The 26,665-nt window shown below is 62.3% G+C and carries 28 protein-coding genes and 1 pseudogene; 16 read left to right on the forward strand and 13 right to left on the reverse strand.

Features of this window, described 5'->3' with window-relative positions:
• Nucleotides 1–478: 478 nt before the first annotated feature.
• The 4 genes from Q0907_RS18420 to Q0907_RS18435 all read left to right on the forward strand — a co-directional run bounded on the left by Q0907_RS18420 (nt 479) and on the right by Q0907_RS18435 (nt 5,335).
• A complete protein-coding gene (locus Q0907_RS18420) occupies nt 479–1,114 on the forward strand; it encodes a hypothetical protein (RefSeq protein WP_299347420.1) in 636 nt (211 codons plus the stop codon).
• On the forward strand, nt 1,107–3,092 hold the full coding sequence (locus tag Q0907_RS18425) for a hypothetical protein (protein ID WP_299347421.1): 1,986 nt from the start codon (nt 1,107–1,109) through the stop codon (nt 3,090–3,092). Before Q0907_RS18420 ends, Q0907_RS18425 begins: the two co-directional genes overlap by 8 nt.
• Nucleotides 3,082–4,002, forward strand: a complete 921-nt coding sequence (locus Q0907_RS18430) for an AAA family ATPase (protein WP_299347422.1) — start codon at nt 3,082–3,084, stop codon at nt 4,000–4,002. The genes Q0907_RS18425 and Q0907_RS18430 overlap by 11 nt, the downstream gene beginning before the upstream one ends.
• A gap of 967 nt (nt 4,003–4,969) precedes the next feature.
• Nucleotides 4,970–5,335 carry a hypothetical protein gene (locus tag Q0907_RS18435; RefSeq protein ID WP_299347423.1) on the forward strand — a complete coding sequence of 122 codons (366 nt, stop codon included), beginning with the start codon at nt 4,970–4,972 and terminating at the stop codon, nt 5,333–5,335.
• Between the two features lie 30 nt (nt 5,336–5,365).
• Here Q0907_RS18435 and Q0907_RS18440 read toward each other — a convergent pair whose 3' ends face one another.
• Together Q0907_RS18440 and Q0907_RS18445 are read right to left on the reverse strand one after the other, a co-directional pair.
• The gene (locus Q0907_RS18440) at nt 5,366–5,881 is read right to left on the reverse strand and encodes a lipocalin family protein (RefSeq protein ID WP_299347424.1); all 516 of its coding nucleotides are present in this window, start codon (nt 5,879–5,881) and stop codon (nt 5,366–5,368) included.
• Between the two features lie 73 nt (nt 5,882–5,954).
• Nucleotides 5,955–6,674 carry an SOS response-associated peptidase gene (locus Q0907_RS18445; protein WP_299347425.1) on the reverse strand — a complete coding sequence of 240 codons (720 nt, stop codon included), beginning with the start codon at nt 6,672–6,674 and terminating at the stop codon, nt 5,955–5,957.
• Between the two features lie 115 nt (nt 6,675–6,789).
• Between Q0907_RS18445 and Q0907_RS18450 the strand changes: the two genes are divergently transcribed.
• Nucleotides 6,790–7,716, forward strand: coding sequence for an SDR family oxidoreductase (locus tag Q0907_RS18450; RefSeq protein WP_299347426.1), 927 nt, complete (start codon nt 6,790–6,792; stop codon nt 7,714–7,716).
• A gap of 15 nt (nt 7,717–7,731) precedes the next feature.
• Here Q0907_RS18450 and Q0907_RS18455 read toward each other — a convergent pair whose 3' ends face one another.
• From Q0907_RS18455 to Q0907_RS18465, 3 genes are read right to left on the reverse strand one after another with little or no spacing between them, the layout of a single operon-like run.
• Nucleotides 7,732–8,151, reverse strand: coding sequence for a hypothetical protein (locus Q0907_RS18455; protein WP_299347427.1), 420 nt, complete (start codon nt 8,149–8,151; stop codon nt 7,732–7,734).
• 28 nt (nt 8,152–8,179) lie between these two features.
• Complete coding sequence (locus Q0907_RS18460; RefSeq protein WP_299347428.1) at nt 8,180–8,779, reverse strand: DNA-3-methyladenine glycosylase; 600 nt, start codon at nt 8,777–8,779, stop codon at nt 8,180–8,182.
• Between the two features lie 9 nt (nt 8,780–8,788).
• Nucleotides 8,789–9,079, reverse strand: a complete 291-nt coding sequence (locus Q0907_RS18465) for a hypothetical protein (RefSeq protein ID WP_299347429.1) — start codon at nt 9,077–9,079, stop codon at nt 8,789–8,791.
• 146 nt (nt 9,080–9,225) lie between these two features.
• Here Q0907_RS18465 and Q0907_RS18470 point away from each other — a divergent pair, with 146 nt between their 5' ends.
• Complete coding sequence (locus tag Q0907_RS18470; RefSeq protein WP_299347431.1) at nt 9,226–10,761, forward strand: GGDEF domain-containing protein; 1,536 nt, start codon at nt 9,226–9,228, stop codon at nt 10,759–10,761.
• A 6-nt stretch (nt 10,762–10,767) separates the two neighbouring features.
• Here Q0907_RS18470 and Q0907_RS18475 read toward each other — a convergent pair whose 3' ends face one another.
• From Q0907_RS18475 to umuD, 3 genes are read right to left on the reverse strand one after another with little or no spacing between them, the layout of a single operon-like run.
• A complete protein-coding gene (locus Q0907_RS18475) occupies nt 10,768–12,030 on the reverse strand; it encodes a Y-family DNA polymerase (protein WP_299347433.1) in 1,263 nt (420 codons plus the stop codon).
• A gap of 1 nt (nt 12,031) precedes the next feature.
• On the reverse strand, nt 12,032–12,439 hold the full coding sequence (locus Q0907_RS18480; protein WP_299347435.1) for a hypothetical protein: 408 nt from the start codon (nt 12,437–12,439) through the stop codon (nt 12,032–12,034).
• 1 nt (nt 12,440) lies between these two features.
• The gene (gene umuD / locus Q0907_RS18485) at nt 12,441–12,908 is read right to left on the reverse strand and encodes a translesion error-prone DNA polymerase V autoproteolytic subunit (protein WP_299347437.1); all 468 of its coding nucleotides are present in this window, start codon (nt 12,906–12,908) and stop codon (nt 12,441–12,443) included.
• A 263-nt stretch (nt 12,909–13,171) separates the two neighbouring features.
• Between umuD and Q0907_RS18490 the strand changes: the two genes are divergently transcribed.
• The 10 genes from Q0907_RS18490 to ligD all read left to right on the forward strand — a co-directional run bounded on the left by Q0907_RS18490 (nt 13,172) and on the right by ligD (nt 19,433).
• Nucleotides 13,172–13,357, forward strand: coding sequence for a hypothetical protein (locus Q0907_RS18490; protein WP_299347439.1), 186 nt, complete (start codon nt 13,172–13,174; stop codon nt 13,355–13,357).
• A 50-nt stretch (nt 13,358–13,407) separates the two neighbouring features.
• The gene (locus Q0907_RS18495; RefSeq protein WP_299347441.1) at nt 13,408–13,836 is read left to right on the forward strand and encodes a hypothetical protein; all 429 of its coding nucleotides are present in this window, start codon (nt 13,408–13,410) and stop codon (nt 13,834–13,836) included.
• Between the two features lie 12 nt (nt 13,837–13,848).
• Nucleotides 13,849–14,004, forward strand: a complete 156-nt coding sequence (locus Q0907_RS18500; protein WP_299347443.1) for a hypothetical protein — start codon at nt 13,849–13,851, stop codon at nt 14,002–14,004.
• Between the two features lie 3 nt (nt 14,005–14,007).
• Nucleotides 14,008–14,481, forward strand: coding sequence for a hypothetical protein (locus tag Q0907_RS18505; protein WP_299347445.1), 474 nt, complete (start codon nt 14,008–14,010; stop codon nt 14,479–14,481).
• Nucleotides 14,481–14,822 carry an SOS response-associated peptidase family protein gene (locus Q0907_RS18510; RefSeq protein ID WP_299347447.1) on the forward strand — a complete coding sequence of 114 codons (342 nt, stop codon included), beginning with the start codon at nt 14,481–14,483 and terminating at the stop codon, nt 14,820–14,822. The genes Q0907_RS18505 and Q0907_RS18510 overlap by 1 nt, the downstream gene beginning before the upstream one ends.
• A 114-nt stretch (nt 14,823–14,936) precedes the next feature.
• Nucleotides 14,937–15,284 (forward strand): response regulator, encoded by a 348-nt coding sequence (locus Q0907_RS18515; protein WP_299347449.1) that lies wholly within the window; start codon nt 14,937–14,939, stop codon nt 15,282–15,284.
• Nucleotides 15,285–15,291: 7 nt separating this feature from the next.
• The gene (locus tag Q0907_RS18520) at nt 15,292–15,645 is read left to right on the forward strand and encodes a hypothetical protein (protein WP_299347451.1); all 354 of its coding nucleotides are present in this window, start codon (nt 15,292–15,294) and stop codon (nt 15,643–15,645) included.
• A gap of 78 nt (nt 15,646–15,723) precedes the next feature.
• Nucleotides 15,724–16,650, forward strand: coding sequence for a Ku protein (locus Q0907_RS18525; RefSeq protein ID WP_299347453.1), 927 nt, complete (start codon nt 15,724–15,726; stop codon nt 16,648–16,650).
• 24 nt (nt 16,651–16,674) lie between these two features.
• On the forward strand, nt 16,675–16,851 hold the full coding sequence (locus Q0907_RS18530) for a DUF3606 domain-containing protein (protein ID WP_299347455.1): 177 nt from the start codon (nt 16,675–16,677) through the stop codon (nt 16,849–16,851).
• 5 nt (nt 16,852–16,856) lie between these two features.
• Nucleotides 16,857–19,433 carry a DNA ligase D gene (ligD, locus tag Q0907_RS18535; RefSeq protein WP_299347457.1) on the forward strand — a complete coding sequence of 859 codons (2,577 nt, stop codon included), beginning with the start codon at nt 16,857–16,859 and terminating at the stop codon, nt 19,431–19,433.
• A gap of 18 nt (nt 19,434–19,451) precedes the next feature.
• Here the strand turns inward: ligD and Q0907_RS18540 are convergent, their stop codons facing one another.
• The 5 genes and pseudogenes from Q0907_RS18540 to Q0907_RS18560 form a co-directional block, all read right to left on the reverse strand.
• Nucleotides 19,452–19,805 carry a response regulator gene (locus Q0907_RS18540; protein WP_249720559.1) on the reverse strand — a complete coding sequence of 118 codons (354 nt, stop codon included), beginning with the start codon at nt 19,803–19,805 and terminating at the stop codon, nt 19,452–19,454.
• Nucleotides 19,802–20,949 (reverse strand): annotated as a pseudogene (locus Q0907_RS18545) (PAS domain S-box protein). The gene Q0907_RS18540 and the pseudogene Q0907_RS18545 overlap by 4 nt, the downstream one beginning before the upstream one ends.
• Nucleotides 20,950–21,078: 129 nt before the next feature.
• Complete coding sequence (locus tag Q0907_RS18550; RefSeq protein ID WP_299347461.1) at nt 21,079–23,379, reverse strand: DUF11 domain-containing protein; 2,301 nt, start codon at nt 23,377–23,379, stop codon at nt 21,079–21,081.
• Nucleotides 23,380–23,577: 198 nt separating this feature from the next.
• Nucleotides 23,578–23,931: a gamma-glutamylcyclotransferase family protein gene (locus Q0907_RS18555; protein WP_299347462.1), complete on the reverse strand. Its 354-nt coding sequence runs from the start codon at nt 23,929–23,931 to the stop codon at nt 23,578–23,580.
• Between the two features lie 185 nt (nt 23,932–24,116).
• On the reverse strand, nt 24,117–26,525 hold the full coding sequence (locus Q0907_RS18560) for a PAS domain-containing protein (protein ID WP_299347464.1): 2,409 nt from the start codon (nt 26,523–26,525) through the stop codon (nt 24,117–24,119).
• Nucleotides 26,526–26,665 lie beyond the last annotated feature (140 nt).

Here is a 26,665-nt window from a genome sequence, read left to right on the forward strand (position 1 = left end):
TACGCGAAGCAACTGGCATCCGCTACCATCAACCCCGGACTCTAAATCGCCCCGCTACTGAAAGTGGGGGGACGTCGAAGGTCCCCGAACGATCTGTCGTGGGGAGGAGAAGGGTTCTATCCAACCAACGGACATTTCCGCCCTGCGATTTCTGCAGAAAGCGAGTCCACAGGATGGATCCCCCGGTTAAAATTGCGCTAGCAGAATCGACGTTCATGCGCTAGGCCTGGATTGAAATTTAAACCACAAGCCTCGGATCAGTTTCCAGATGGCTTAAGCGGTTAGGCTTCTCCGAGTGAAGCCTCAAGAGAATTTAACGATTCCCTAACAAAAAAGAGCCCGCCACTGCAATGGTCGGACTCTTTGGGCCAGGTCGTGGAGGACCTGTTGATGCCATCGTCAATATACACCCCTTCCCGCCAAGCGGGTCAAGGTCGTACCCGCTTTTCTGCCGCCGTATGTCTGCGCGGTCACGTCGATGGGTAAGACGCCGGCGCAGAAGAAGCGCAACCAATACCTGGCAGCCGTGCGTGCCAGAGGAGCCAGCGGCTACAACCTCTGGTTTGTCAGGCCTCCGCAGGACGGGCAGGCACTGCCGTTGACACTGGCCTCAGACATCGAGCTAGAGGCCTTCTTCTACCTGGAAGGTTCACCGGAGCTGGTATCCGTCGACTATTCGCCCCTTCGCCACGGTCTGGCACCCGCTCAAGAGAGGCGGCGTCACTTTGCCACCGTCAGCACGCTCGAGGGGGCCGAGTTCGACGTCGACCTAGACCCTGAGGCCGATAAGGCATCGGTGGCGGGCCGGCGATTGATCAACCTTGCCACGCTGAATAGGGCGAAGGTACGCATCCAAAGCTGGCGCGCCATTGTCCCCACGCTAAACCGGTGCCGATCCCACAGTTTGGCCCCGGTGATCATCCGGTGCCGGCAACTGCTGGAAGAACGAGGCCAACTCGAGGTTCGTGATCTGTGCCAACAGCTGGCCACTGAGCCCACTGCGCTAGTCACGGGCGCAGTGGCCACGCTGTTGCGTGCTCGCGAGATCCAAAGCGACGTGGATATTCACCTGTGGGGTCCGAACACGGTGTTGCGGGCACAGCACGATGGGTAAGCGCCTGACCCTGAAGACGACGCCTCCGGAGCGTTTGGATCTGGCTAGCTGGGTCATGCCGTCGCTGGAAGGGCTGGATTCGGCCCAGCAGAAACGGTTTTATTCGCTCAAGGACGCCATCACCTCCTATGTGGGTGGTGAGCGGATCACGCCTCTGCTGCAGCAGTTGTCGATCTGGAAAGAGGTCTTCTATCGCGCCTACGATAAGTGTGTCGCGCTCGACGAGCGGGGCAGACCGATCGGCTGGGTGGGGCTCCTTCCAAACCTTGAGATGCAGCCGCGGCAGCGACGAAAGCCATTGCCGCAGCATCAATGCAAAGGACTCGCAGGAGCCCTTGGGCTTTTCCTGAGCCAGAACGGCGAGATCGCCGAGGCATTGAATAACTACCTACTGCTCAATGCCAAACGAAAACCCGGCGGTGAAGCGGGGATCAGGCACAAATCGGTGCACATGGAGTTCCTTCGTCTATGCAAGGCCAAGGATCCAGACGAGCAGTCCTGGCCGTTTAAATCCCGTCGGCGTGGGGCAGGGGCTGTTCGTAAGTTCACCAATACTTTTCTGATCAGTCACTACGACGCGATCGTGGCGACCCAGTACGGCGACAAAGCTGCGACCAAGTCAAAAGCCGGGAATGGCCACGTCTCCCGCCTGACGGCCTGCATGCCGATGGACATCGTCGAGATTGACGAGCATGCCATGGGCTGCATCGGCACGGTCAGAATCCAGACACCCGAGGGCTCACGCTTCCTGGATGCAGGACGGATGAAGCTCCTGTTGCTGGCCGATCGCCACAAGGGCTGGATCATGGCGTTCAAGGTGATCTTCCGCGAGGAGGCCAACGCTGGCGATGCGATGGACGTCCTGCATGCCGGCATGGTCGGTGAACCCGACTGGGCGCATCGTGCGGAAGATCAGCGCCCGACACGTCCGCTGGCAGATCTAGATGACCGTTTCGGGTGGTGTGGGTTCAATTGCCTGCTGCTGGACAATGCGCTCATCCATCTGGCAGAGGAACTGGTTTCTCGCGTGATGGCGCTGAGCGGATGCGCGATGAATTTTGGACCGGTGAAGACCCCCGCCAGACGTCAGCTCGTGGAGCGCATCTTCAATGAACTAGAGCGGGCAGGCTTCAAACGGCTCCCGCAGACCACCGGTGCGGGTCCGTTGGATCCGAAGCGCCAAAACGCTGAAGCTGCGGCGCGAGCATGCGTGGTGTCCGAGCGCGAGATCGTGGGCCTTGTAGTCAATCTGGTGCGCAAGTTCAACGAGAAGGCGGGAAAAGCCAACTTGGCAGCCAGCCCCGCCCAGCGCATGCATGCCCTCATCTGTGGGCCCGAACGAGATCAATACCTGTTCCCCTTTCTACCGCCTTTGCGGGAGGGAGAGGCGGATTTATCCAAGTCGATCGCACAGGCGAAAATCCGTGGCAACAAAAGCACAGGTCGTCGCCCTTACTTCACCTTCCTGGATGTCGACTACACCAACCCAGGGATGTCAAAAGACTGGGCGCTGTTGGGTCAGACGGCAGACCTGCATGTAGTACGCACCAATGTTCGCTATGTGGACGCCTTTCACCAAGGGCGACCTGTAGGGACATGCCAGGCCGGCGGTCGCTGGCGCTGGAGCGATCATTCGATTGACCTGCGGCGCCATATCAATCAGCTGCTTCGCGAGGGCTATATCGATAACGACAGGAATGACGATGTCGTAGCTGCGTTCTTGCAAAAAGTCGCAGCTGACAATGCCAAGGTCAAAGAAAAGGGCAAGTCCAAGCCGTCCAAGGCTGACGTGCGACAAATGGGCGACCACAACGCCCGCCGCGACATTCCCAATGACGTAGCCACAACGACGACCCAGGAGCGGGAGGCCGAGGCTGCAGTGAATGAGCTGCTGGATCGGGCAAGTGAATCAAGCAGTTCCAACTACCTTCCGTGGGATGACATCGGCGCTCTCAATGGGGATCGCAATGACTATTGACGAAATTATGAACTTACGTGCTCAGGTATGGGATGAGCATCCGCTGATTACTGAAACCGCAATTCTCCCCACCTTCGCGGGCAAGGACGTTGTTGCTCGTGTATGGGAGGTGGCCCGCAAGGGTCGAGCATCCATTGCCTTCTTCGCCCAACCGCTATCGGGTAAGAGTACATGTACCAGGCTTATTGCGGCGGAAATGAAGAGGAAAAAACCGGGTTGCGGCGTGATGGTCTATGAGGCAGCTGAGGACGACCGTCCGGCGGAAGGACGATTAATCTCGGACATTCTTAACAAGATGAATTATGCGCCGAAGATTGCCTCAGACTTGGCTGGCAAACGTACGCAGTTGCATCGCGCCCTTCTAGCCATGTCAGGGGAGTCCAGACACCTTTTCTTGATCTTCGATGAGGCCCAAGATTTGAGCTGTCGCGAGTTTGCAGCGCTTAAATCTGTCATCAACCGTCTGGTGAGAGAGCTGGTAAAGGTCACGGTTGTTCTGTTCGGGCAGGTTGAGCTGAAAGAGAAAAAGAAACAATTGAAAGCCGCCAGATCGGACCTCGAGAAGCGTTTTATGGCCGAGTTGCTTGAGTTCAAAGGGATCCAGAATGCGGCTGAGCTGGAGCCGCTGCTCGCGGCGATTGACACTAGGTCTGAGTTTCCCACAGGTTCTGGCCTTAGCTACCTGCATCTGCTGCTGCCCAGATTCTACGAAGGCGGTGGGCGGCTCGCCGGTTGCGGTAACCTGTTTTGGCACGAACTCCAACAGCGGCGTTTGCCAGGTATTGGAACCGTGGTGGACATGTCCAGCGTCGCCAGTTTTTTGGCCTCACTCGTCATCCACTTGCGTAACCTAGACTGCGCAGACTTGAAGAATACGCCGGAGCTGCTTCGGCAAATTCATGTCGTCTGATGGCGCGGAGGTGATGGGGTTTTTCCCCTACCTTCCAGAGCACTGGGAGAATAACTCCCTTTTAGGTTCATACGCGGCGATCGGCCGATTCAACCTGTGCCGTGCGTACGACGTTGCAAAGCATATTGAGCAGCCATTGCAGGCTATGCAACCGCGTCGGCCGCCCTCGACCACCCACCTGCTCGAATTCATGAGTTGGGTAGCAAAACTGGAGGTTGCGACCGAGGAGGTTTTGCATCCACTGCTTCGGCGCGTCATCGCCAAAGCAAGACAGGACCTTGCTGAAGTGCCTCTAGATTGGTGGCGACATCACATCGTCTGGTGCCCGGCCTGCATGAAGCTAGACCATCACAAAGCCATCCATCAACATCGCGCACTTTGGTTCTGTCCTGTGCACCATGTAAGGCTCGAGCAGTTCTGTCGCGCGTGTGGCCAGCACAACGGCTATCGCGTGCTCTGGGATTGTGAGCCCTTTATCTGCCGCTGCGGCAGTCGCATAGATGGTGCGCCCGAGCAAACACCTTGGCCTCGGGCGCTTCGCGAAGCACCTTCGCTGGATACTCGGCTGACCTGCAGGGTGGCTGAGCAGGTTTGGGTCGCAGGCCTGCCTTGGAATGCCAGTCCGCCTCGTCCGTTGGGCATATCGCCAAACGATGTTCGCATCTATTTTGCCGAATCAATGCGAAGCGCCACTCGCTCGCTCCAAAGCCGAGTATTGGGGCGATACTTCCGATTCCTAAGGCCTTCGGAAATCCCCCGGCGCTCGAACTGCACGCACGATGAGGCGATTTCTCGCATTGCCGCCCACGTGCGTACCGTGGCGATGCTGTCGGGACACGCGTGCATCGGCGAGTTGGCAGGCCCCTCATTGGAGCGTACGTATCTGTGCCCCTGTCATGCCGGTTTCTCTCTTTGGCTCCAGCGGAGCAGGAGCCGCAGACTGCAACACGCCCCTTGGTCGAAGCACGTGAATCTCATGACCTATGAAGGGTCGCATCTTGGCGTGTGCTTATCGGTCTGCTGGCTGGCCCATGTCCAGGCGCAGCTTATGGATCAAGACTGCGCCGCCCAGATGGTGGAGGCTTTCTGGGATGTGCCAGACGAGGCGGGCTTACCTAGTCCGGCCGACGAAAAGATTCCCAACACACGCGCCTTTGTGTCCCATACCTTTCAGTGGATGGCCATTCGGTGCCGCCACGTAAGCGGGCAGGTGACCCGCATGGGCGAGCGCTTGGCTGCGTTGGGAGGGCGATCACTTCCCCACGCACAGGACGATGTGCTGGCCGATGCCCGCTGGATCATGGATCAACTCGGGGCATCGGCACGCCGATAGCCCTTGAATGCTCACCGTACTCCTACCGCGTCAGCCCAGCTCCGTATTGCTGACGGGCATGCCGCGGTGCGGCGTGGTGATGAGCGAGCTCAGGTCGAACCCCTTCTCGCGGGCCGTACCCAGATACTCGTCCCTGACTGAGGCCGAGACCACCGCTTCACGGGCCAGCAGCCACAGATACTTGTGGTCGGGCGAGCCCACCAAGGCATAGCGATACTCCTCATCCAGACGCAAGATCCAGTAATCACCCTTGGTGAACGGTATCCACTTCAGCCCATCGGGCATGAAGGACACTTCCAGTTTGGCCCCGTGCGAACCGTCGACCACGGTCGCCTCACCGATCGACTGATGCGCCTTGCCATCCCCATCCCGCGCACGGTTGTCCACCCTGACGTTGCCGTCTTCGTTCAAGGAGTAGGTCGCGGTGATGTCCGTGTAATCCTCTGGCTCATGACGCATCGGCAAGCGGGCGATTTCATACCAGGTGCCGATATAGCGATTCAGATCCACCAGGGTCACGGTAGAGGGCTCATTGGAATGCGTCATGGCGGACTCACCGGGCTAGGGAAGATGTCCGCGAGGCTAGAGGGCGGGCCGTGAAGGCGCCGTTTCAGCCCGGCTAGTCGTCCTCCCACGCCTCATCCTCGTCCTGGTCGGCGAGCGGCGTGTCATCGGGCATGACAGGCTCGAGCAGCGTGTAATCGTCTGCCTCGGGTTTGGCTATCGCGCGGCTGACGGTATAGCTCTCCAGCGTCGGGACCAGCCCATGTCGCAGCAGCGATTGCGGCGTAGAGATAGAGCCGCTGAGCCAGCGCATCGCCGCTTTGCCCTCCAGGAAGATCGGTCCGTCCGGCGTCAGGGGAGCAGGAATGCTCGCATTGGGCGCGGTCAGTATCGCGAATGAATGCAGCACGCCTTCCTCACCCTCCCAGCGCTCCCAGAGCCCAGCGGCCAGCAAGGCATTGCCGTCAGCGCGCTGGATGAAGTGAGGCCACGGCGGTTTTCGCTGCCGATCCCATTTGTAGTAGCCACTCAGGGGCACCAGGCAATGTCGCTGCTTCCATGCATCGGCAAAGATGCGACTGCGCGGGGCGCGCTCCAGCCGTGCGGTCACGGTGGTGTAGCGGGTGAAAGGTGTCTTGGACCAGCGTGGGACCAGGCCCCAGACCATGTCAGCCACCACGATCATCCGGCCCTCGGCCATGGCCACCACCTGCGCCGGTTTGCCTTTGCCCACGTTGTAGCGATCAGGTCCAGCCACCAGCGCATGCTCGATGGCCTGCGGAAGGTCTCCGTCAAGCTGGTCCGGCTGGGCAATGGCCTGGGCGAATCGTCGCATGCCCGCAGGCTAGCGCTGGCTTGGTGAGCTTGGGGTCTAGGCGGGGCATCTGCGTTCACCTTATGCGCATGCCTAGGCACTTACGGTCAGGCTTTCCGACTGCGAGATCGCCGCCATGAAGCACAAGCCGCTTAACGAGCAGGTCATCGTCATCACCGGCGCCTCCAGCGGCATAGGCTTGTGCACGGCCTTGCTCGCCGCCGAGCGCGGGGCGCAGGTTGTCCTGCTTGCCCGAAGCGGCCAGACACTGGATGAAATCGTCCAGGCCATTGCAGTGGAAGGGGGCAGGGCGCATGCGATGACGGTCGATGTGTCCGACCGGGAAGCATTGCAGCGCACCCTGATCGAGATTCTCACCTTGCATGGCCGCATCGACACGTGGGTCAACAATGCAGGTGTGGCGATCTACGGCAAGCTGGACCAGGTCACCGAGGCTGACAGCAAGCGACTGTTCGAGATCAATTTCTGGGGCGTGGTGAACGGCTCGCTGTTGGCGTTGCCGGCTCTGCAGTCCGCCCAAGGCACGCTGATCAATGTTGGAAGCGAGGTATCCGAAGCGGTGGTGCCGCTGCAGGGGATGTATTCGGCCTCCAAGCATGCGGTAAAAGGTTTCACCGATGCGCTGCGCGTGGAGTACGAGCACGTCGATGAGGCGCCGGTGTCCATCGTGCTCATCCAACCCACCGCGGTGAACACCCCGTATCCGCAACACGCCCGCAATTACCTGCCCAGCGAGCCCAAGCTGCCCAGTCCGTTGATCGATCCACACCGCGTGGCCGAGGCCATTCTGGAGGCGGCGGTGGAGGGCGGGCGCAACATCAAGGTAGGCGCCATGGCCCACCTCAATACGGCCACCAGCAACGTGCTGCCGGCCTTGGCCGATCGGATGTCGGCCTTGCAGGCCAAGCGCCAGCAACACGATCAGGCCCCACGCGATCCGGATGGCACCCTGTTCAAGGCCGGCCACAGCGGCCGGGTTTATGGTGTATCCAAGGATGGCGAGATCCTGGATACCACGGCCGATCCGCGCTCACAGGGCTAAGTCATCACGCAGGCCTCAGCCGGTGCGCTCGGCGATGCCGCGCACGCTGAGCTCCCGCGCAATGGCCTGCTCCATCGTGGTGCGATCATCGCCTTGCATGCCACGCAGCAGCGGCTTGCTGGCATGGTCGATCGCCCGCCAGAACACCAACGCATCCTCGGTGGCATCGGGCAGCTCCTCCAGCGCGGCCAGGAAGGTATCCCACGCCGGCCCGCCCAGTCGCTGCTGGGCGGCGGTACCACGATCAATCCCTAGCAACTGTGCCAAGGCCTGAAGCCGTTCGTAGACCTCCGGCTGCAGAGCCGTGGGCGATTCTTCATACACCTGCGCCCACAACCGCTCCAGAAAATGGTGCGGGTCTTCGGTGAGTGAGCCCGTGCGAATGGCGTGTTCGGCCTCGGACAGGCTGGCGGTGATCTGATCGTGGCTCAACATGGCAGCGCTCGGAGTAGGGTGAGTGTGCTCAATCGGGCATGAAGCGCTTGGGCGGTCGGGAGACGTGGCGGTGGTCCGGGACGTGCCACCGCCACAGATGCGTGGTGGCCTTGGATATCCCGATGCGCGGCGTACTGGCGGGGTGCCTTGGGGGCGGCGTGCCGTCATCGCCCACCCAGACGCCCCTATCACGGGTCACCAGATCGGCGCCGTTGAGCTCCAAGGTGATGCCAAGTCCCTGCGCCAAGCGACCGGGCCCACTTCCAAGTTCTCGATCTTGCCGGGGGTGCCCGCGGGCATCCCGGATGGCCTCCACGCGCTGCACGGGCTCGATAGCCCGCAACAACACGCCATACCCTTCGCCCACCTCACCGCACACGGTATTGGCGCACAGGTGGATGCCATAGCTCAGGTACACATAGAGGTGGCCGGCCGGGCCGAACATGGTGGCGTTGCGCACGGTCTTGCCGTGGTAGGTGTGGGCCGCGGGATCTTCAGCGCCGCAATAGGCCTCCACTTCCACGATCCTGCCGGCGCGCCCGTCCGGGGCGACGATGATTTTGTTGAGCAGTTCGGGGGCCACCACGCGCGGATCGCGCCGGTAAAACGAGCGAGGCAGGGCTTTCACGGACCGCGCTCAGCCCGTCTGCAGGTTGGCAGGCCTGTGCGCCGTCAGCCGCTGGGCGATAGCGCGCACCAGCGCGCCTTGACGACAGTGCGCCCATCGCATGACCCACGCCTTGCCATCCTCGGCCGAGGGCACGGCGATGCGAGAGGGCGGTTCCCCATCGTGCATCAGCGTTCGCACGACCCACGCATTGCCGGTGGCCTCAACCTGCGCCAGCGGAATCTCCTGCAGGCGCAAGACCAGCCGGTTGGCCTCCTCATGCCAGGAGAACTCGGGTGAGAGCGGTGTCTGGCTGGCCATGGAAACTCCTGCGACGCTGGGGCCGACGCTAGGTGCAGGGGCGTCAAATCCACGTCAATCACCTTTCGCATGGGGCCGGGAGGGCGGATCGGCAGACCGGTACAGGCCTTGCATTGGCTCCTTCTATCTCTCTTAATCTCGCCCCCGTGCGTTCTCAGATCCCTTCCACTGCTGGCTGGCTGGTGTTGCTGGGGATCGCCCTGCTGGCACATGCGCTATTGGCTGTGAGCTATCCACAGCAGGTGTGGGTGACTCCGTTAGGGGCTTGCCTGCCGTTGGGGGTGGTGCTGTCGTACTGCCTGGGACAGGCCAGACGCGCGAGCGGCGTGCTCCGGGTGCGCTGGGGGCTGCTGGCGGTGGGCACCGGGTTGTGGATGCTGGGGTGGGGCATGAGCGCCTACAGCCAGCTGACCGGGGCCGACACCTCCGTGGTGCTGCCCTACCTGATGGTGTTCGCGCTGCGCGCGATCCCCTGGTTGCTGGCCATCGTGTTGACGAGCAATTGCAAGATCCTGGCCCACACGCGCCGGTTCGATATCGCCCAGTCCGCCCTGCTGACTCTTGCGGTGTGCCTGCTCTACTTTCCGCAAATTGCCGGCGGCGCCACCTTCACGATCCCGCTAACCGGCGCGCACGCGTACACCTACCACGAGCTGGTGAACGTGATCATCGCCGCGGTGGCGGTGGCCTTCGTGCCGGTGCAGCCGACGATGAGCGAGCGGCATTTTGCGATCGGGCTGGCGGCCATGCTGGTCAGCTACGCCGTATCGGCCTTGGTGGTCAATCACCTGATCATCGGCGGGATCGCGCCGCCGCCAGGTTCGCCGTGGTTCCTGCTGATCGATGTGGCCGCCGCGGTCTTCATGGTGCACCAGATGGTGTTGGCGCAAGGCACACCCGCCTCGGACACGCTGCCGGTCAATGGGTTTCGAAGCATCGTGGTGCTGCTGGTGCCCGCCGTATCTCCCCTGGCCATCATCCTGATCAGCATTGCCTTGGCTGACTACCATGCGGTGCTGGCCGGCTCGATTGCCTGCGCGGCGCTGGGTCTGTATGTGGCCCGCTCCGTCCTGACCCAGCACGCCTTTCAACGCGCCAAGCGGGAACTGGAAGCGGCCCACGCGCACATGCGTTGGTTGGCCGGGCATGATCCGTTGACCGGCCTGCCGAACCGTCGCCAGCTGACCCAGGCCTTGAATACGCAGTGGGATGAGCACGTAAAAGCCGAAGCCCCGGTGAGCGTCATGTTCATCGACATCGATCACTTCAAGCTCTACAACGATACCTTTGGGCACGCGGCCGGTGATGAGTGCCTGTCCCGAGTGGCAGCGCTGCTTCAACAGGCCGTGGGCACGATGCCCAATGCCTTGGTGGCGCGCTACGGTGGGGAAGAGTTCGTGATCGTGCTGCCGCACACCTCGCTGGCCTTGGCCCACCGTCACGCAGAACACGTGCGCGAGGTGGTCAGGCACGCCGGTATCGCCCACATGGCCACGGCCAGTGGCAGGTTGAGCATCAGCATCGGTATCGCCTCGGCCTTTCCGGCCAGCGAAGATCCCTATCCGGCCGGGTTGCTGGAGAACGCGGACGCGGCGCTCTATGCGGCCAAGAAGCGGGGGCGGGATCAGGTCAATAGCCAGGGCTTGGACGGCCATCTGCTCCCGGCGGACCAATCCGTCTAAGCCAGCCTAGCGGGCTTTGACCAACTGATCCCAGCGGGTGGTGTAGGACGGCGACAGGCTTTTCTGGTTCATCGCCCACTGCGGTTTGGCGGCCCCCGTCTTGGCCTGCCGCCAGGCCGAGGAGGCCATCGATACCGCACCGCGCCCGAATTTGGCATTGGCTTGGTCCATCACCTGCATCAGCGCGTGGGAGCGCGGGTCGATGCCGGCAAACAGATCCGCCTGATGCACATCGCCGGCCGTCAGATCCAGCAACCCCACGCCGGCTTTCTTGTAGCGATACCCGGGTCGATACATCGCCTTGGTCAGCCCCTGGGCGATCAGCAGAACCTCCCGCGTATCGCACGTCGGTCCGATGAAGGTGAAGGCTTTGGAGGGGTGGTACTGGTCGGCACCGGCTTTGAAGGGGTTGGTGTTGACCCACACCCACACCCCACCGGCCTTCAGCGAGCGGGCGCGCAACTTTTCGCAGGCGCGCTGGGTAAAGGTTGAGACCGCCTGTTTCAGGTCTTCCACTGCGTTGACCTCACGACCAAACGAGCGGGAGACCACAATCTGCTGGCGATCCAGCTCAAGCTCCTCCAGCTCGCTGCACACCACGCCCTGCAGCTCCCGCTGCGTGCGCGCCAGTGTCACCCCATAGCGGGCTCGCAACGTATCAACATCCGCACGCGCCAGGTCGCCGGCCGTCAGGATGCCATTGGCGCCCAACTTGGCCGTAAGCTTGCGCCCCACACCCCACACGTCCTCAACCGGATACGCATCGAGCAACGCCGCACCTGGCAGTACCGTCACCACGCCATGGGCCGTCTTTTTGGCCAGTTTGTTGGCCAGCTTGGCCAGGGTCTTGGTCGGGCCGATGCCCACGCAGCATGGAATACCCACCCATTGCAGGATTTGCGCACGGGCTTGTTGGGCGAGGAGCTCCCGCTGCTCATCCGGCACACCGTCGAAGGTGATGAAGGACTCATCGATCGAATAGACCTCCACCCGCGGGAACCAGTGCCGAAGGACCGACACCACTCGGCCCGACAGATCGCCGTAGAGGGCGAAGTTGGCCGAAAAAATCTTCAGCTGGCGTCGAATGTGCGGCGCTACCTCGTGGATGGGTTGGCCCATCCGCACACCCAGGTCCTTGCATTCCTGGCTTCGTGCGATGGCGCAGCCATCGTTGTTGGACAAGATGCACACCGGCTGCTCGCGCAGGGCAGGGTTGAACACCCGCTCGCAGCTGGCATAAAAATTGTTGCCATCCACCAAGCCAAACATCTCACGCCTCGTTCGACAGGCTCACCGGCCCAGCCGACGTGGTCTCCACCTCTCGACGGCGAAGGAATGAGAGCACGCCCTCAAAGCGTTCCAGCTCACCCTCATCGGTACTGGCGCGCTGATAGAGAGCCTCATCGTCCAGTACATCGACCACGCTGGCGAGGGCGCCGCCGTCCTCACCCGAGATCAGGCGCGTTTCATAGATGCAGACATTTGAATCGATGCGCCAGCAGCGCAGCACGTCAGCTTCCAGCCCCAGCGCCCAGCGATCCTGCTCCTCGCGGGGAAAGACACCCTCGCGCAGGCGCATCATTTCCGCCTCGCTGAAGGTATGCGCACAGCGAATCGGCCAACGGGAACCGGACATCGCAGGCGCCAGAGGTGCTGTGCGGTCTTGCACGGCGGCCATGTCAGCGCCTGACCTGTTTTCGGAACGACCAGGTGACCACACCCCACACATCCAGTTCCACCTCCTCCGGCACGACGATGGGAGGCAGCAGGTGGGACGGATTGCCCGAGTGCAGCTCGTACCGGCCAGCCCGCAGTCGCAGCTGCTTCACCGTAAAGCCCCCCTCCCAGTTCACCATCACGATATCCCCGTGTTTGGCGTGCAGGGAGCGATCCACCACAAGGGTATCGCCGGGAAAGATGCCAAACTCGACCATCGAGGTGCCGGTGTCGGCCTCCACGAAAAACGTGGCCACCGGATTGCGCACAACGCGCTGATGGATATCCAGCACGTCTTGGCTGCCATAGAAATCTTCGGCCGGCGAGGGAAAGCCACAGGTGGCCCGCACCGGCAGCAAGGGCAGGTATATGGCGGGGGGATGGTGTGGGGCAGCGCCCAGGTATCCAGGAGGCAGCAGGGTGTCGAGCATGGCCAGAGTCTCTACAAGTCAGAATCACCCGGTGAGACAGCGCCGGGGGGACAGGCTAGAGCGGACCGCCGTGGTTGCCAATGAGCGCGAGCCGGCAGGACGCTAAGCGCTTGTCAGGCCGAGGATTGCAGCGCTTCGTGGAACCGCGACATGGGGCAAACGTTTGGTTCCACGCGCAGCCATGCCTCATGGCGCCCATCGTCTTCGCTGCGCATTGACGCGCGGCCAGTACGGTCCACCTCAACGTTCTGGACGTTCGGACCATGACCACGACCTTGCGCGAGCTGGATACAGCGTTGGATGAACTGGCCGGCAGCTTGCCCGCCCAACTGGCCGACTTGCGGCCGGACGAGCACGCCGATGCACTGGCCCCGGTCATGAGCGCCCTGCTGGCAGATACACCTGCGGCGCATTACGATCATATCTGTGGCCGGCTGCAGTGCATCTAGCGCGATGCTGGCTTAATTTCCGGTGGTGATGAACCTTGCCGTGAGAGCAGATGAGCCAGTCCCTCAACCTTGCGCACTACGCGGACCTGCTCAACCAGCTCAATGCCTGGGTCTGTACGTATCCGATGACCACCGCGTTCCGGGAGCGCACCACCTACCGTGAATTCGGTCAGCTCATCGCCGCCAAGCAAGCCGAGTTGGGGCTGACCCCTGAGATCTGGAGCACGCTCAGTCACGTCCATGGGGATGCGGACCTGGATAACGCGTGGCTGGAGTACGGCATGACCCTGGATAGCCGGGAGGTGATCAGCCCGAGCTACTTCCTGGACTTGCCGATGAACGCGTATTGGATGGCCGCCTACGATCCGCTCATGAAAGCCGTGGACGACTTCATCGACACCCACTGTGCCGGGACCTCCATCAGCGATGAGGCGCTAGCCGAGGTCGTCCGCCAGCACATGCCCGTCACCAGCGCCTGAAGGGGGAGTTGGATGTGCTATTCGGCTGAGGGGTGGACCTTGTACGGCAAGTTCGTGGAGGAATTCGGGGCCGAGATCGATATTGGTGAATTCTGGAAGGTGTACCTCAAGCGTGATGAGGCCTATCGCGTGCGTACCCCGGCCAAGGGGTTGCCCAAGAGTCCCTAGGGCATGGATGCCAATTTCCTGCCACCGCGTTCGGCGCAAGAGCGTCAGATCCAGGAGCTGATCTCGCAGTGGAACGGCCACAAGCTGGCGCAAAGCGAGGCGGAACTGCCTATCCAGCAGGCCCGTCTGGAGGCAGCCGAGGCCAAGCTGCTCATCAGGCCGACCAAGGGCGCGCTCGACGAGCAGCGCATCGCAAGCAACAAGATCAGACAGCTGCTGCGCTGGATTGAAGATGCCAAGCGCACGCGCATTGAACCGGCTAGCGACAACCGGATCTATCCGGACTGGTACGTGCCCATCCTTATCTCGGAAGGCGGCAAGAAAGTGGTGCGCCCGATGCGCTACCACTGCCGTCCCGCCGGCATGAACCCTTCCATCGATTGGACCAAGGACGGGCGGGTATCCGGGACCTACAACGCCCGGCGCGACAAACTAACGCTGTTCTGGCGCAAGCAGTTGGTTACACCCACGGCCTGATGTTGGCCGAGACGTTCTATGAGAGCGTCGACGATGGCATGGGGGGATCCAAGGAGATCCGTTTCCGGCCGCGTACCGGCGAAACGATGTACATCGCCTGCCTGTATTCGCACTGGGTGGATCCGACCGGACAGGAGCCTGATCTGTGGTCCTGCGCGGCCATTACCGATGAGCCGGAACCTGAGGTCGCTGCCGCCGGCCACGACCGTACGATCATCAACATCAAGCCCGAGCACGTGGAGGCTTGGCTCAATCCAGATCCGAACCATCTGGATGCGTTGTTTGCCAACTTCGATGACAAGCGGCATCCGTACTACGAATTGATCCAGCAAGCGGCCTGACGGGCGCTCGGCAGAAGGGACGGTTGAGCAACGGTCCCAACGCAGGCGCCGGCGCTGGCCAGGCAGCTCACTCGTTCACGCTGACCTCGCGCGGGTATCCGCACATTGCGCGGCATGACAAGCCTGACCATTCTCTACGTAGACGATGATCATCAGCATCGAGACTTGGTGGCCCAGGCGCTGACCGGCGCAGGTCACGCGGTCACGCAGGCCGCCGATGCGGCCGCGGCGCTGGATCACCTGAACAAGTCGCCTTTCGATTGTGTGGTCACCGACTACAACATGCCAGGCGATACCGGGGCGGCGGTGGCGCGCCAGGCGCGCGTACTCAATCCTCGTGCAACGGTGTGCGTGGTGTCGGGCCATCCCAAGGAAGAGATGACGGATCTGCCCACCGGGACCCTGTTGATGACCAAGCCCTTTAGCGTGCCGTTGCTGCTGGACGTGCTCACCCCGCGGTAGGCCTGGGATGGAAGATCCTGACAGCGCGGCAGATCAGCCTTCCGGGCCACTGTTTACCCCGGATGGGCGTTATCTGGTGGTGCGAGGACGGCTCTGGCGCACCAGCAATCCGCGTCTGTCCGAGTCCGAGCGCAGTGCGCTGGTCAAGGAGCTGATGGCGGCCCGAGGCGCGGTCAAGCGCGCCCTGGTCAGTGGTAACGCGCCTAACCTGAAGGCAGCCCGGCAGGCGGTGCACGTTGCGAAAACGGCGCTCGGCGAACGTGGACCGGTGTGGTGGGACGATGCCGCGCCGGACTACACCCGCACCTTGGCCAAGAACTCGCCCTACGCCCACTGGTACGCCGAGCAGGCTGGCGGCTAAGCCGACCGTGCACGGCCTATTCAACATCTGCTTCACACCTGCCGTCCTACAAGGGGCGCTCACGTTCTGGAGGCAGCCATGGCCCGTCCGATCTGGAGTGGATCCCTCTCCTTTGGCCTGTTGAACATCCCCGTGTCGTTGATGTCGGGCGAGCGGCGCACCGACCTGAGCTTCCGGATGCTCGACTCGCGCGACAAGAAGCCCATCCGCTTTGAGCGGGTCAATGCCGACACGGGCGAAGAAGTGCCGTGGAAGGACATCGTCAAAGCCTTCGAGTACGACAAGGGCAGCTATGTGGTGATCGAGAAAGAGGACATCGCCGCGGCGGCGCCCGAGTCCCACGAGTCGGTCGATGTGGAAACCTTTGTCGATGCGGCCAGCATCAACCTGCGCTACTTCGAAAAGCCCTATGTCCTCGTTCCGGGCAAGAAGGCAGAAAAGGGCTACGTCCTGCTGCGCGAGACGCTGAAGAGCTCGGGCAAGGTCGGCATTGCCAAGGTGGTCATCCGCACGCGTGAATACATGTGCGCGGTCATGCCCGATGGCCCGGCCCTGGTGCTGATCCTGTTGCGCTACCCGCAGGAGCTGGTCGATTTCGACGAGTACAAGCTGCCCGAAGGCAAGCCGGCGGATTACCGATTGGCGCCCAAGGAGTTGCAGATGGCTGAGCAGCTGATCGATTCGATGACTTCGGAGTGGAATCCGGCCGATTACCACGACGAATTTCGTGCACGGCTGTCGGACATCATCAAAAAGCGCATCAAGTCGGCCGGGGCCACGACCAAGTTCGAGGAGCCCGAGCCCCGCGAGGACGCGGCCACCAATGTGGTGGATTTCATGTCCTTGCTGCAGCAGAGCCTGCAGAGCAACAAGCGCACCCCGGCCAAGAAAGCGACCGCGGCCAAAAAAGCCCCCACGAGCAAGCAAGCACCGGCCAAGGCGGCCAAGGCCACCTCAGCACCCAAGAAGGCCGCCAAGAAAGCGGCCAGCCGCAAGGCGTCCTGATCACCCCAGCCCAGGAGCATCATGATGGCAGATGACAAGCGCAATACCGGTTCACCCGATCGCGATCGCATCAACCTGAGCGAAGACTACGAGGTGCAGTACTGGACCAAGGAGCTCGGAATCTCGGAAGCGCAACTACGCTCGGTCGTGGCAGCCGTGGGCAATACCGCCAAGGCCGTGCGCGCGCACTTGGGTAAGTAAGTGCCATGAGCCTGACCGACTACCGTCGCAAGCGCAGCTTCGACAAGACGCGCGAGCCGGAGCCGGGCAAGGCTGCGCCCAAGGGCAGACGACCGATCTTCGTGGTGCAACTTCACCACGCCAGCCGGCGGCACTACGATTTTCGCCTGCAGATCGGCGATGCGCTCAAGAGCTGGGCTGTGCCAAAAGGGCCCAGCTATGACCCCACGGTCAAGCGCATGGCGGTGGAGGTGGAAGACCATCCGCTGGATTACGCCTCCTTCGAAGGGGACATCCCCAAGGGGGAGTACGGCGGCGGCCATGTAGCGCAGTTCGATCATGGCGTCTGGAGTACCGACACCGATCCGGAAGCGCAATTGGTCAAAGGGCATCTGCGCTTTGAATTGTTCGGCACCAAGCTCAAGGGCGGCTGGCATCTGGTGCGCTCGGGCAAACCGGCCAAGCAGCCGCAGTGGCTGTTGTTCAAGGACAAGGATGCCTATGCCGGCACGCTGGAAGCCGATGACCTGCTGGCCGATGTGACGCAGGCCCCGGCAGCGGATCTGAAGCGGGCAGGCTCGGGCAAGACGGCCAAGAAAAAACTCACCGCGTTACCGGCGAAAAAGGCACCCGCCAATGCCTGGGCAAAGAAGGCCCTGAAACTGACAGGGGCCAAGAAAGCGGCTCCACCTTCAGGCCCCTTCGAGCCGCAGTTGGCCAAGCTGGGCGATGCTCCGCCTGAAGGCGAGCAGTGGATCCACGAGCTCAAATGGGACGGCTACCGCATCCTGGCCACCATTGCCAAGGGTAAGGTGGGCCTGTGGTCGCGCAACGCGTTGGAATGGACCGACAAGATTCCTGACATCCGCGATGCCATCGCGCAACTGGGGCTGACCTCCGGCGCACTGGATGGCGAGCTCATTGCCGGGTCCGGCACCAAGGAAGACTTCAACCTGTTGCAGTCCACGCTCTCGGGCGAGCGACAGGGCACGTTGGCCCTGGCCCTGTTCGATCTGTTACATGTGGATGGGGTGGATATCTCAGCGGCGCCGCTGATTGAGCGCAAGGCCTTGCTGCAGGCAATGCTGTCCGATCCACCGGCACACTTGGCCTTCTCCTCCCATATCGCCGGCGATGGCCACAGCGCCTACCAACTGGCGGGGCAGCGGCACTTTGAAGGCATCATCTCCAAGCGCGCCGACCGACCGTATCAGAGCGGGCGTAGCGAGGACTGGCGCAAGACCAAGCAGCTGGCCTCCGACGAGTTCGTCGTGGTCGGCTACACGGCCCCCAAAGGCAGTCGGACCGGGTTTGGCTCGCTGCTGTTAGCCAAGCCCGATCCCGAGCATGGTTGGCGCTACGTAGGGCGGGTAGGCACCGGCTTCAATGATGCGCTGATGCGCCAGGTCACCCAGCAGCTGGCCGGGGCAGGGGGCAAGAAGCCCACCGCCTATGTGGGCACCACCGACACCGACCTGCGAGCGGCTACCTGGTTTGCACCGCGGTTCGTGGTGGAGGTGTTCTTTCGGGGCATCGGACGTCAGCAGTTGCTGCGTCAACCCAGCCTCAAAGCAATTCGCACCGACAAGGACGTCGAGGACCTGACCAAGGGGGATCGCATCAAAGCCAATCCAAAGGCGCGAGCATCCTCGAAGGCCTCCGCCACGCGCGCCACGCAAGCCAAGACGGCGAAGAAGGCAGGCAAGAAGACGGCACGAAAAGCGAGCGACACGGCGCTGCCCACGCTCTCCAGTCCCACCAAAGTGTTGTTCCCGGACTCGCGTATCACCAAGCAGCAGGTCTGGGATTACTACCTGGCCGTGGCCGACCACCTGCTACCTGAGATCGCGGGTCGTCCGCTATCCATCATTCGCTGCCCGGCGGGCATCGAGCGGCCGTGCTTTTTCCAGAAGCACCTGACCGGCGGCCTTGAGCGCGTGGAGACGGTCAAGCTCAAGGAGGAGTCTGGCAACAATGCCGACTATCTGGTGGTGGAGGACCTGCCGGGGCTCATGGAGTTGGTCCAATTCAATGCGCTGGAGTTCCATCCCTGGGGCTCGCACGCCGATGCACCTGATCGCGCCGATCGGGTGGTGTTCGATCTGGATCCGGGGCCGGGCGTCCCGTTTACCGAGATCAAGCAGGCAGCTGTGGATATCCGCAAGTTGCTGGCCCAGCTGGAGCTGGAGTCGTTCCTGCGGGTCTCCGGCGGTAAGGGCTTGCACGTAGTGGTACCGCTCAATCCCGGCTGCGATTGGTCCTTGACCAAGCGCTTTGCCCACGGCTTTGCCGATGCGCTAGCGCGCTCAGAACCTGACCGCTTCGTGGCCACGGCCACGAAAGCCAAACGAACCAAAAAGATCTTCGTGGATTACCTGCGCAATGGGCGAGGGGCCACGGCCGTGGCCTCCTATTCGATGCGTGCCCGTGCCGGGGCGCCGGTGGCGATGCCCTTGGCATGGAGCGAGCTGTCCAAACTGAACAAGGCCAATGCGTTCACGATCGATGAGGTGCCGGCGAAGTTGAAACGACGCCGCAAGGATCCCTGGGAAGGGATCGGATCGATCAAGCAAAATCTGGCGCGATGGGCCGAGGAGGACTGACACAGGTTCTCAGAGGCGTCAGCCTTCTTCCAGGGCCAGCAGCAGTTGCTTGATGCGATAGGGTTTGCTCAGGAACACCACACCCTCCGGCAAGGGGGGCAGCTGACCGCGCTGGTAACCCGATACCAGCACCACGCGTGAGTGCGGTGAGCGTTCCAGTGCCTTGGTTGCCACCTCCAGACCGGTGACCTCCCCGGGCATACGTACATCGGTCACGACATGGGAGTACGCCGTGTCCCCCTCGAGCATGGACAGCGCGCTGGCACCATCGGTGGCCAGACTGACCTGATAGCCGTGGCTCTGAAGGGCATCCTGCATGATGACGCGAAGATCGTCCTCATCTTCTACAAACAAGAGGGACATCTCGCTCATGTAAACGTTCCGGGTAGGGGGAAATGAAGGGTAACGGTGGTGCCGGCGCCAAGGCCGCTTTCCAGCTCGGCAAATCCGCCAGATTGGGCGGCAAAGCCATGGACCTGGCTCAAACCCAGTCCGCTGCCACGTCCGATTGCTTGGTCGTGAAGAACGGGTCGAACACCTGGGCCTGCTGCTCGGCCGAAATGCCAACACCGGTATCTTTGACGGCCACGCAGACGTACTCACGTTGACGGTGCTCAGGATCGGCCGGATTGGCTTTGACGCAGTGAAAGCTGGTCAGGTAGAGAGCGCCACCGGATGGCATGGCATCGCGCGCATTACTGACCAGATTGAGAAGGCTGGCTTCAAACTGTCCACGATCGACATCGATCATGGGCAGGTCCGGTGCCAGATCGAAAAAAACCGACACGGCCGAACCCGCGCAGCGGCGATACAGGTCCTTGCCGCTTTCGATCAGGCGATTTAGGTCAACACGCTCTGGCACCAAATTCTGGCCGCGGCCAAAGGTCAGCAGCTGGCGCGAGAGTAGGATGCCGCGCTCGGAAGCGCGCAAGGCGGTAAGGACCATCTCAGAGACTTTCTCGTTCTGGGCCCGTGTATCGATCACGTCCAGGCTGTTGATGATGATGGTCAGCAGGTTATTGAAATCGTGGGCAAGACCCAGGGTGAGCTTGCCGACGGCCTCCATTTTCTGGGATTGCAGTAAGTCCTGACGCGCTTTCTCAAGGCGTTGCTCGGCCAGATACCGCTCGGTGATATCGCGGGTGACCTTGGCAAAGCCCACCAGCTCACCGGCATCCCAGATGGGATCGATCACCACACTGGCCCGGAACCGGGAGCCATCCTTGCGCAGGCGCCAGCCCTCGCCGGCGAAGCGACCCTCACGCTCGGCGATATGCAGGTTCTTCATCGGGATGCCCTGAGCGACATCCTCAGGCAGGTAGAAGGCTGAGTAGTGCGTGCCTTCGATCTCCTCCTGCCGGTAGCCCTTGATGCGTTCTCCGCCGGCGTTCCACGAACGGACATAGCCCTCTGCATCAAGCATGTAGATGGCATAGTCGGTGACCGAGTTGAGCAGCAGTTCGAATTGCCGCAAGCGGTCGGATAGGTCAACGCGTTCTGGGTGGCGTGCTTGCATGCCGGATCTCCGTTGCCGCGACCCTATTGAAACGCAGGTGAAATAGTCGTGCATGTGCGACAACGTATTGCTGTTGCACAGCAGCACATAAGAGCCATGCGAATGCCATTTAGGTGAACCGCCGCTGCCTTAGTCGGCAATGCAACTCACCGCGAAGACCACACGACCGCCCGGCGGCAGCAGCGGAATGGGCGTACCGCCGGCGGCCAGCAGCTCCTCCGGGGTGGCAGGGCAGCTTGCCCCGCCATTGGGCGTGCAACTTGTCACGGTGCACGCACTCAGGCCGGTACCCGGCGTGTCACGGACAATGGCCCCATCTGCGGCCACGGTCCCGGCCCCATGCGTCACGGTCACCGTGTAGTCGATGGCATTGCCTTGAACGACCTGCGTTATCAACGATGTCTTGGTGACCGACAGATCCACCGTGCGTGGGGTGTTAATGAAGGTGCACGTCAGGTCGTCACCAGCCACCGGCGTGACCTGAAAACTGCGGCCTTGACCTGGCGGCACGTCGGTGGTGCCCGTGATGCTGTTTACGCAACTGTATTGCGTGTCGTACAGCGCCAGGTTGGCGGCCGGCGTGCCCGCGCCGCTCTCGGATAGCGTGTAGGTCGTGCCGGCGGTGGCGGTGAAGGCGGCGGTGGATACGCTGCTCGCCGCTCCCGTGCTGGTCGTACTGGGGCCGCCGTTGTCGATGGCGACGGTGAACTGGTCGGTAGCCACCGCGCGGCCGGCGATTGTCTTCACCAGCGTCAATCGGGGCGGGGCCTGAACGCGCAGCTCGGTGGTGTTGGTGCTCTCGGTGAATACCTCGCCGCTGGAGGCGCCGGTGTAGCTCACCTGCGCGAGGTTGCGGATCACCGTGCCGTCGGCGGCATCGGTGCGTACGCGCACCACAAAGCTTACCGTGGTGGAGGTCGGCTGCGTCCCAATGCAGCTTTGGCAGCGCAACAATCCGCCCTGGCTGCCATCGGCGCCGGTGCCTACGCGAAACACGGTCGTGTTTGACGCCGCTTCCGCCACGTCATCGCCCACCGTATCGGTCTTGGCTCCGGTATTCGCACCGGCGCTCACCTGCAGGCTGCCGGCCTCAAAGTCGGTATTGGCCGGGATCGCATCGCGGATCGATACATTGACCGCATTGTCCTGGCCAGTGTTCTGCAGTGTCATGGTGTAGCGGATGCGATCGCCCGCGCGCGCCTGGCCGGCGGGCAGGCCCGGATTGGTCAGGTTGGCCTGGGTCTTGGCGGTGGCCGCATCCACGGTGGGCTGGAACACATCAATGGCCGTGGTCAGCAGCGAGATCGCATAGCCCTCGCTGCTGGTGCGCGCGGTGAGGGTAGCGGAGGTCGCGCCATTGGCCAGCGCGGTGTTGCCGGGGTTGGCGAGCTGCACGATGTCGGCATCAAAGCCCAGCGTGTTGGTCAGGTTGTTGTTGGCCACGCTGCGCTGGTTGACCACACTGCCCAGCCGGCAGATCGTGGAGTTGAAGACATCCCCAGCGGTGTTGCAGGCGTCTGACACGTTGACCAGCGAGGATCCCTGGCCTTGGAAGGTGAAGCCGTCGGCCGCGCCGCGGTCGCCATCCATCGCCATCCAGCCGAGCTGCGCGGCCACCGTCCCACTAAAGGGCGTGCGGAATCCGGAGACCGTCAACGAGACTTGGTTCACCGGGGCAGTGCCGGTGGTGGCGATCACCGCCAAGCCATCGTTGATCGTGAAGTTGCGAAGCGGACGCGCCGGGTTCTGCACCACCAGCACCAGGGTCCAGCCGCCGAAGCGGTTCACCAGGCCGGACTGCAGCGGGAGGTTGGCCACACGGTAGGTACCCGCGCCGCTTGCACGCACGGCGTTGGTCACGTCGGCGCGGCAGGTGTAGACGTGGTGGGGTTGTCCTGCGCCCCAGATAGTAGAGCGCGGCGACACATCGCAGCCGCTCGCCGAAAGCGCCTGGTAGCCAAGCCCCGGTCGGCCGAAGCGGATCGAGGTGGCTGTTGGCGACGGACTGGGCTGGCTGCTGGCATCGCTGGCAACCAGGCCACCCCAGTACAACTGCGCGCGTACGATCTGCGCGCCGGCCGGCAAGTCTGCCGCTGCTAGGGTAGCGCTGCTGGAGTTGGTGATGCTTGCATCGGTCGTATCGGCCGGCAGCCGGGTAGCCACCATCGTCAGCCCGTCGTTGATGGCAGCACCGCAGCTGCCCGTGGTGCTGTTGCAGGTGAGGTTGGTATTGGACAGGAACAGCAGGTCGCCGTTGAGCGTGGTGGTGTAACGCTGGTCAAAGGCCCGGTAGACCTGGGCCGAGGCTGAGGGTGCGAGCGCGATGAGCGCGATTGCCAGCAGGAGAAGCCAGAAAGGGGGTTTGTCCTGAATGATCCTCGCACATGCCTGGGCGCAATCTTGCTTGGAACGTCCTACCGAAAAGATCACGCGACCTCTCACCATGGATGCAGGGCTCTGAATGATCTCAGATCATCAGCAACAAGCATGCCAAGCCAACGTGCTGCTCAGCCCGCTCCCTGAGAACTCCAGCGTGCCCAGCCAGCATCAGCGGCTGAAGCAAAGGTCGCCACGGGTTAGATCCTGACCCACTGCGTCACCTCACATTGATCTCGCAGCGCGCTCTTTTCAGAACGATTCTTGCTCGGGCGTGATGGCGTAGATCTGCACCGGAACCATGCTGCCATCGGCGCGCTTGGCTAAGGTTTTTACGCGCTGGTAGCCCGAGCCCTCAAAGGCATCGAGTCGGTCCCACTGCTCGGGCAACTGCGTAGAGGTGAAAATCCAACCTGCCACCTCGTCCCCGACCACCCCTTGGGGACAGGGAACGATGCCCGGATACCCCAGCGCGGCGCCCCACCCGCGCTGGACGAGCCGGCCGCGCACCGTGCCATTCTCCCAGTGGCCGGGGACACCACTGAGCACATGCGCATTGGGCTTGCCCGGCGCCAAGGTGCCATATACGAACAGTCGATCATCCATCAGCACACCCCGATACATAACTCACGCGCCCGTTCCCTGCTTCCATCGGTCCGGACCTGTACAGCGTGCGATCACCATGGCGTGGTCAGCAGCGGAACGAGTATGGCGTGCTACCCCAGCCAGCGGGTTGAGCGTTCTAAAAGGCCCGAACGGGTTTGTCGAACACGCCAGGATCCAAGCACTGCTTAAGTGCCCTCTAGCACCTCTCGCACGCGCACGGCCAGTTCGTGCAAGGTGAAAGGTTTGACGATCAGATGCACGCCCGCGTCCAGCACGCCGTTGTGGATGATCGCGTTGCGGCTATAGCCGGTGGTGAAGAGCACTTTCAGATGCGGCCAGCGTGTGAGGGCTTGATCGGCGAGCTTGCGTCCGTTGATCTCCGGCATGACCACATCGGTAAACAGCAGGGTGATGGCTGGCTCTATTTCCAGAATCTTCAATGCGGCCACGGCACCGTCGGCTTCCAGGACGCGATAACCCAGCTCTGTCAGTGCATCCACCGACACTTGGCGCACGGAGGCCTCGTCCTCCACCACCAGAATGACTTCCTGCGCCTCGCCGCGCGGCAGGGGACGAACCAGGGCCGAGGCCGCGCTCTCGGCCGCAGCGCCTTGCAGGCGAGGCAGATAAACCTTCACGGTGGTGCCACTGCCCACCTCCGAGTAGATCTTCACATGCCCGCCGGACTGCTTGACGAAGCCATACACCTGGGAGAGGCCCAGACCCGTACCGCGACCCACTTCCTTGGTAGTGAAAAACGGATCGAAGGCCTTGTTGATGACCTCTGCGGGCATGCCTTGTCCGGTGTCTGAGACGGCGATCAGGACGTACTGGCCCGGCGCGATCCCCGGATGGGCGCCGGCATAGCCGTGATCGAGGTGGCAGTTGGCCGTTTCGATCGTGACCCGGCCGCCCTCGGCCATCGCATCCCGTGCATTGACCGCCAAGTTCAGGATGACGTTCTCCAACTGGTTCGGATCGGCATGGGTACGCCAGAGGCCGCCAGCCAACACCGTCTCCAGTTGGACGTTCCCGCCCAAGGAGTGGGCAAGCAGCTCCGACATACCGGCCACCAGCTTGTTCGCATCCAAGGCCTCGGGCCGGAGGGGTTGCTGGCGGGAGAAGGCCAGCAGGCGTTGGGTCAACTGGGCAGCGCGCTTGGCTGCTTCCATGGCAATGTCGATATAGCGTCGCGCGCGCTCGTCGCCCGGATCCAGCCGTCCGACCAACAGGTCCAGCGGGCCGACGATCGCGGCCAGCATGTTGTTGAAGTCATGGGCAATGCCACCGGTCAGCTGGCCGACCGCTTCCATTTTCTGACTCTGCCGCAGCGCATCTTCCATGCGGATGCGTTCGGCCACCTCCGCCTGGACACGGCTCTCCAACTGCTCGTTGAGTTCCTTGAGCTGGCGTTGAACCAGATTCCTGGCCGTGACGTCGATCGCCACGCCAACCACGCGCACGCAGCGATCACCTTCAAACAGTCCGCGCCCGGTGGCCGCGACCCAGCGAGTAACGCCATCTTCTTTGCCGATCGTCCGATACTCCACATCGTAGAGCGCACGCCGTGCAGGGTCGGCCGCCGCGGCAAAGGCCTCACTGGTCCTTTGTCGATCCTCCGGGTGCAGGCCGGCGTAGAAATCGTCCATCGAGCACGGCACGTGCGCCGAAATGCCGAACATAGCTTTAGTACGTGCCGGCCAGATCAGCAGTTCGTTGACCAGATCAACATCCCAGAACCCGATGTCCGAGGCCTCGGTAGCCAGACGAAGACGCTCCTCGCTCTCGGCCAACGCGGCCTGGGCGGCCTTGCGTTCGGTCAGGTCCAACATGGCGCCAATCATGCGAATCGGCTCGCCGGCAGGGCTTCTCAACACCGTCCCACGATCCAGCACATCAGCGTACTGACCATCTGCGCGAAGGAAGCGGTACTCGGCCGACCACGCGTGGCCGCCTTCATCGATCACCGCATGAATGCTGTGGTCGATGCGCTGGCGATCATCGGGGTGGATATGCTCCAGCCACCACTGTGCACTGCTCTGCAGCTGGTCATAGCCAAAGAGGGCGGTCAGGGCTTCATTCCACACCACATGGCCATCGGACATGCGCCAATCCCAAATGGCGTCCCGCGTGGCCAAGGCGGCGAGCCGGTAGCGCTCCTCGATCTCACGGTGACTGGCTTCGACGGCCTTGCGATCGGTGATATCCAGCGATGCACCGATCAAACCGATGACCTGACCTTGCGCATCCCGCAACGGCGCCTTGGTGGACAGCCAAATCGCGCGCCTGCCGTCGGGGAAATTGATTTCTTCCTCAAGCTGCTCAAGCTGGCCGGAGGCCATGATGCGCGCATCAGCATCCATGACCGCCTTTGCTTGTACTAAATCCTCCAGCATTTCGGCATCAGTACGCCCCAAATACTCCTCTGGCGTCCTGCCCAACAGCTCGTTGGTACCGCGATTACCTATCAGCAGACGACCTTGCCGGTCCTTTGCGTAGACCACTCCGGGCACCGCTTCTACAAACGTATTCAGCAGCGCTTCGGCACGGTCCCGCGCCTCTTCGATGCGGCGGGTTTGGCTGATGTCGATCAATACGCCAGGAAAGCTGATGGGCACCCCTGCCGCGTCACGATTGACCCATCCGCGAGCCTCTACCTGTGATCTCTCGGTAGGTTGTTCATCCGGGGCATCTCTGGAAGATGGGGGTTGCGAAGCCAACCCAGCCCCCAGGA

It is taken from the genome of uncultured Pseudoxanthomonas sp. (assembly GCF_947498795.1).
Classification (GTDB): Bacteria; Pseudomonadota; Gammaproteobacteria; order Xanthomonadales; family Xanthomonadaceae; genus Pseudoxanthomonas_A.

Bases quoted from the DNA above. Each gene is read 5' to 3' on its own strand.
- Q0907_RS18495 (WP_299347441.1), top strand. From the start codon at position 13,408: ATGAGCCAGTCCCTCAACCTTGCGCACTACGCGGACCTGCTCAACCAG.
- Q0907_RS18465 (WP_299347429.1), bottom strand. From the start codon at position 9,079: ATGGCCAGCCAGACACCGCTCTCACCCGAGTTCTCCTGGCATGAGGAG.
- ligD (WP_299347457.1), top strand. From the start codon at position 16,857: ATGAGCCTGACCGACTACCGTCGCAAGCGCAGCTTCGACAAGACGCGC.
- Q0907_RS18510 (WP_299347447.1), top strand. From the start codon at position 14,481: ATGTTGGCCGAGACGTTCTATGAGAGCGTCGACGATGGCATGGGGGGA.
- Q0907_RS18480 (WP_299347435.1), bottom strand. From the start codon at position 12,439: ATGGCCGCCGTGCAAGACCGCACAGCACCTCTGGCGCCTGCGATGTCC.
- Q0907_RS18530 (WP_299347455.1), top strand. From the start codon at position 16,675: ATGGCAGATGACAAGCGCAATACCGGTTCACCCGATCGCGATCGCATC.
- Q0907_RS18420 (WP_299347420.1), top strand. From the start codon at position 479: ATGGGTAAGACGCCGGCGCAGAAGAAGCGCAACCAATACCTGGCAGCC.
- Q0907_RS18455 (WP_299347427.1), bottom strand. From the start codon at position 8,151: ATGTTGAGCCACGATCAGATCACCGCCAGCCTGTCCGAGGCCGAACAC.
- Q0907_RS18440 (WP_299347424.1), bottom strand. From the start codon at position 5,881: ATGACGCATTCCAATGAGCCCTCTACCGTGACCCTGGTGGATCTGAAT.
- Q0907_RS18430 (WP_299347422.1), top strand. From the start codon at position 3,082: ATGACTATTGACGAAATTATGAACTTACGTGCTCAGGTATGGGATGAG.
- Q0907_RS18445 (WP_299347425.1), bottom strand. From the start codon at position 6,674: ATGCGACGATTCGCCCAGGCCATTGCCCAGCCGGACCAGCTTGACGGA.
- Q0907_RS18515 (WP_299347449.1), top strand. From the start codon at position 14,937: ATGACAAGCCTGACCATTCTCTACGTAGACGATGATCATCAGCATCGA.
- Q0907_RS18425 (WP_299347421.1), top strand. From the start codon at position 1,107: ATGGGTAAGCGCCTGACCCTGAAGACGACGCCTCCGGAGCGTTTGGAT.
- Q0907_RS18555 (WP_299347462.1), bottom strand. From the start codon at position 23,931: ATGGATGATCGACTGTTCGTATATGGCACCTTGGCGCCGGGCAAGCCC.
- umuD (WP_299347437.1), bottom strand. From the start codon at position 12,908: ATGCTCGACACCCTGCTGCCTCCTGGATACCTGGGCGCTGCCCCACAC.
- Q0907_RS18505 (WP_299347445.1), top strand. From the start codon at position 14,008: ATGGATGCCAATTTCCTGCCACCGCGTTCGGCGCAAGAGCGTCAGATC.
- Q0907_RS18525 (WP_299347453.1), top strand. From the start codon at position 15,724: ATGGCCCGTCCGATCTGGAGTGGATCCCTCTCCTTTGGCCTGTTGAAC.
- Q0907_RS18540 (WP_249720559.1), bottom strand. From the start codon at position 19,805: ATGAGCGAGATGTCCCTCTTGTTTGTAGAAGATGAGGACGATCTTCGC.
- Q0907_RS18520 (WP_299347451.1), top strand. From the start codon at position 15,292: ATGGAAGATCCTGACAGCGCGGCAGATCAGCCTTCCGGGCCACTGTTT.
- Q0907_RS18490 (WP_299347439.1), top strand. From the start codon at position 13,172: ATGACCACGACCTTGCGCGAGCTGGATACAGCGTTGGATGAACTGGCC.
- Q0907_RS18450 (WP_299347426.1), top strand. From the start codon at position 6,790: ATGAAGCACAAGCCGCTTAACGAGCAGGTCATCGTCATCACCGGCGCC.
- Q0907_RS18500 (WP_299347443.1), top strand. From the start codon at position 13,849: ATGTGCTATTCGGCTGAGGGGTGGACCTTGTACGGCAAGTTCGTGGAG.
- Q0907_RS18475 (WP_299347433.1), bottom strand. From the start codon at position 12,030: ATGTTTGGCTTGGTGGATGGCAACAATTTTTATGCCAGCTGCGAGCGG.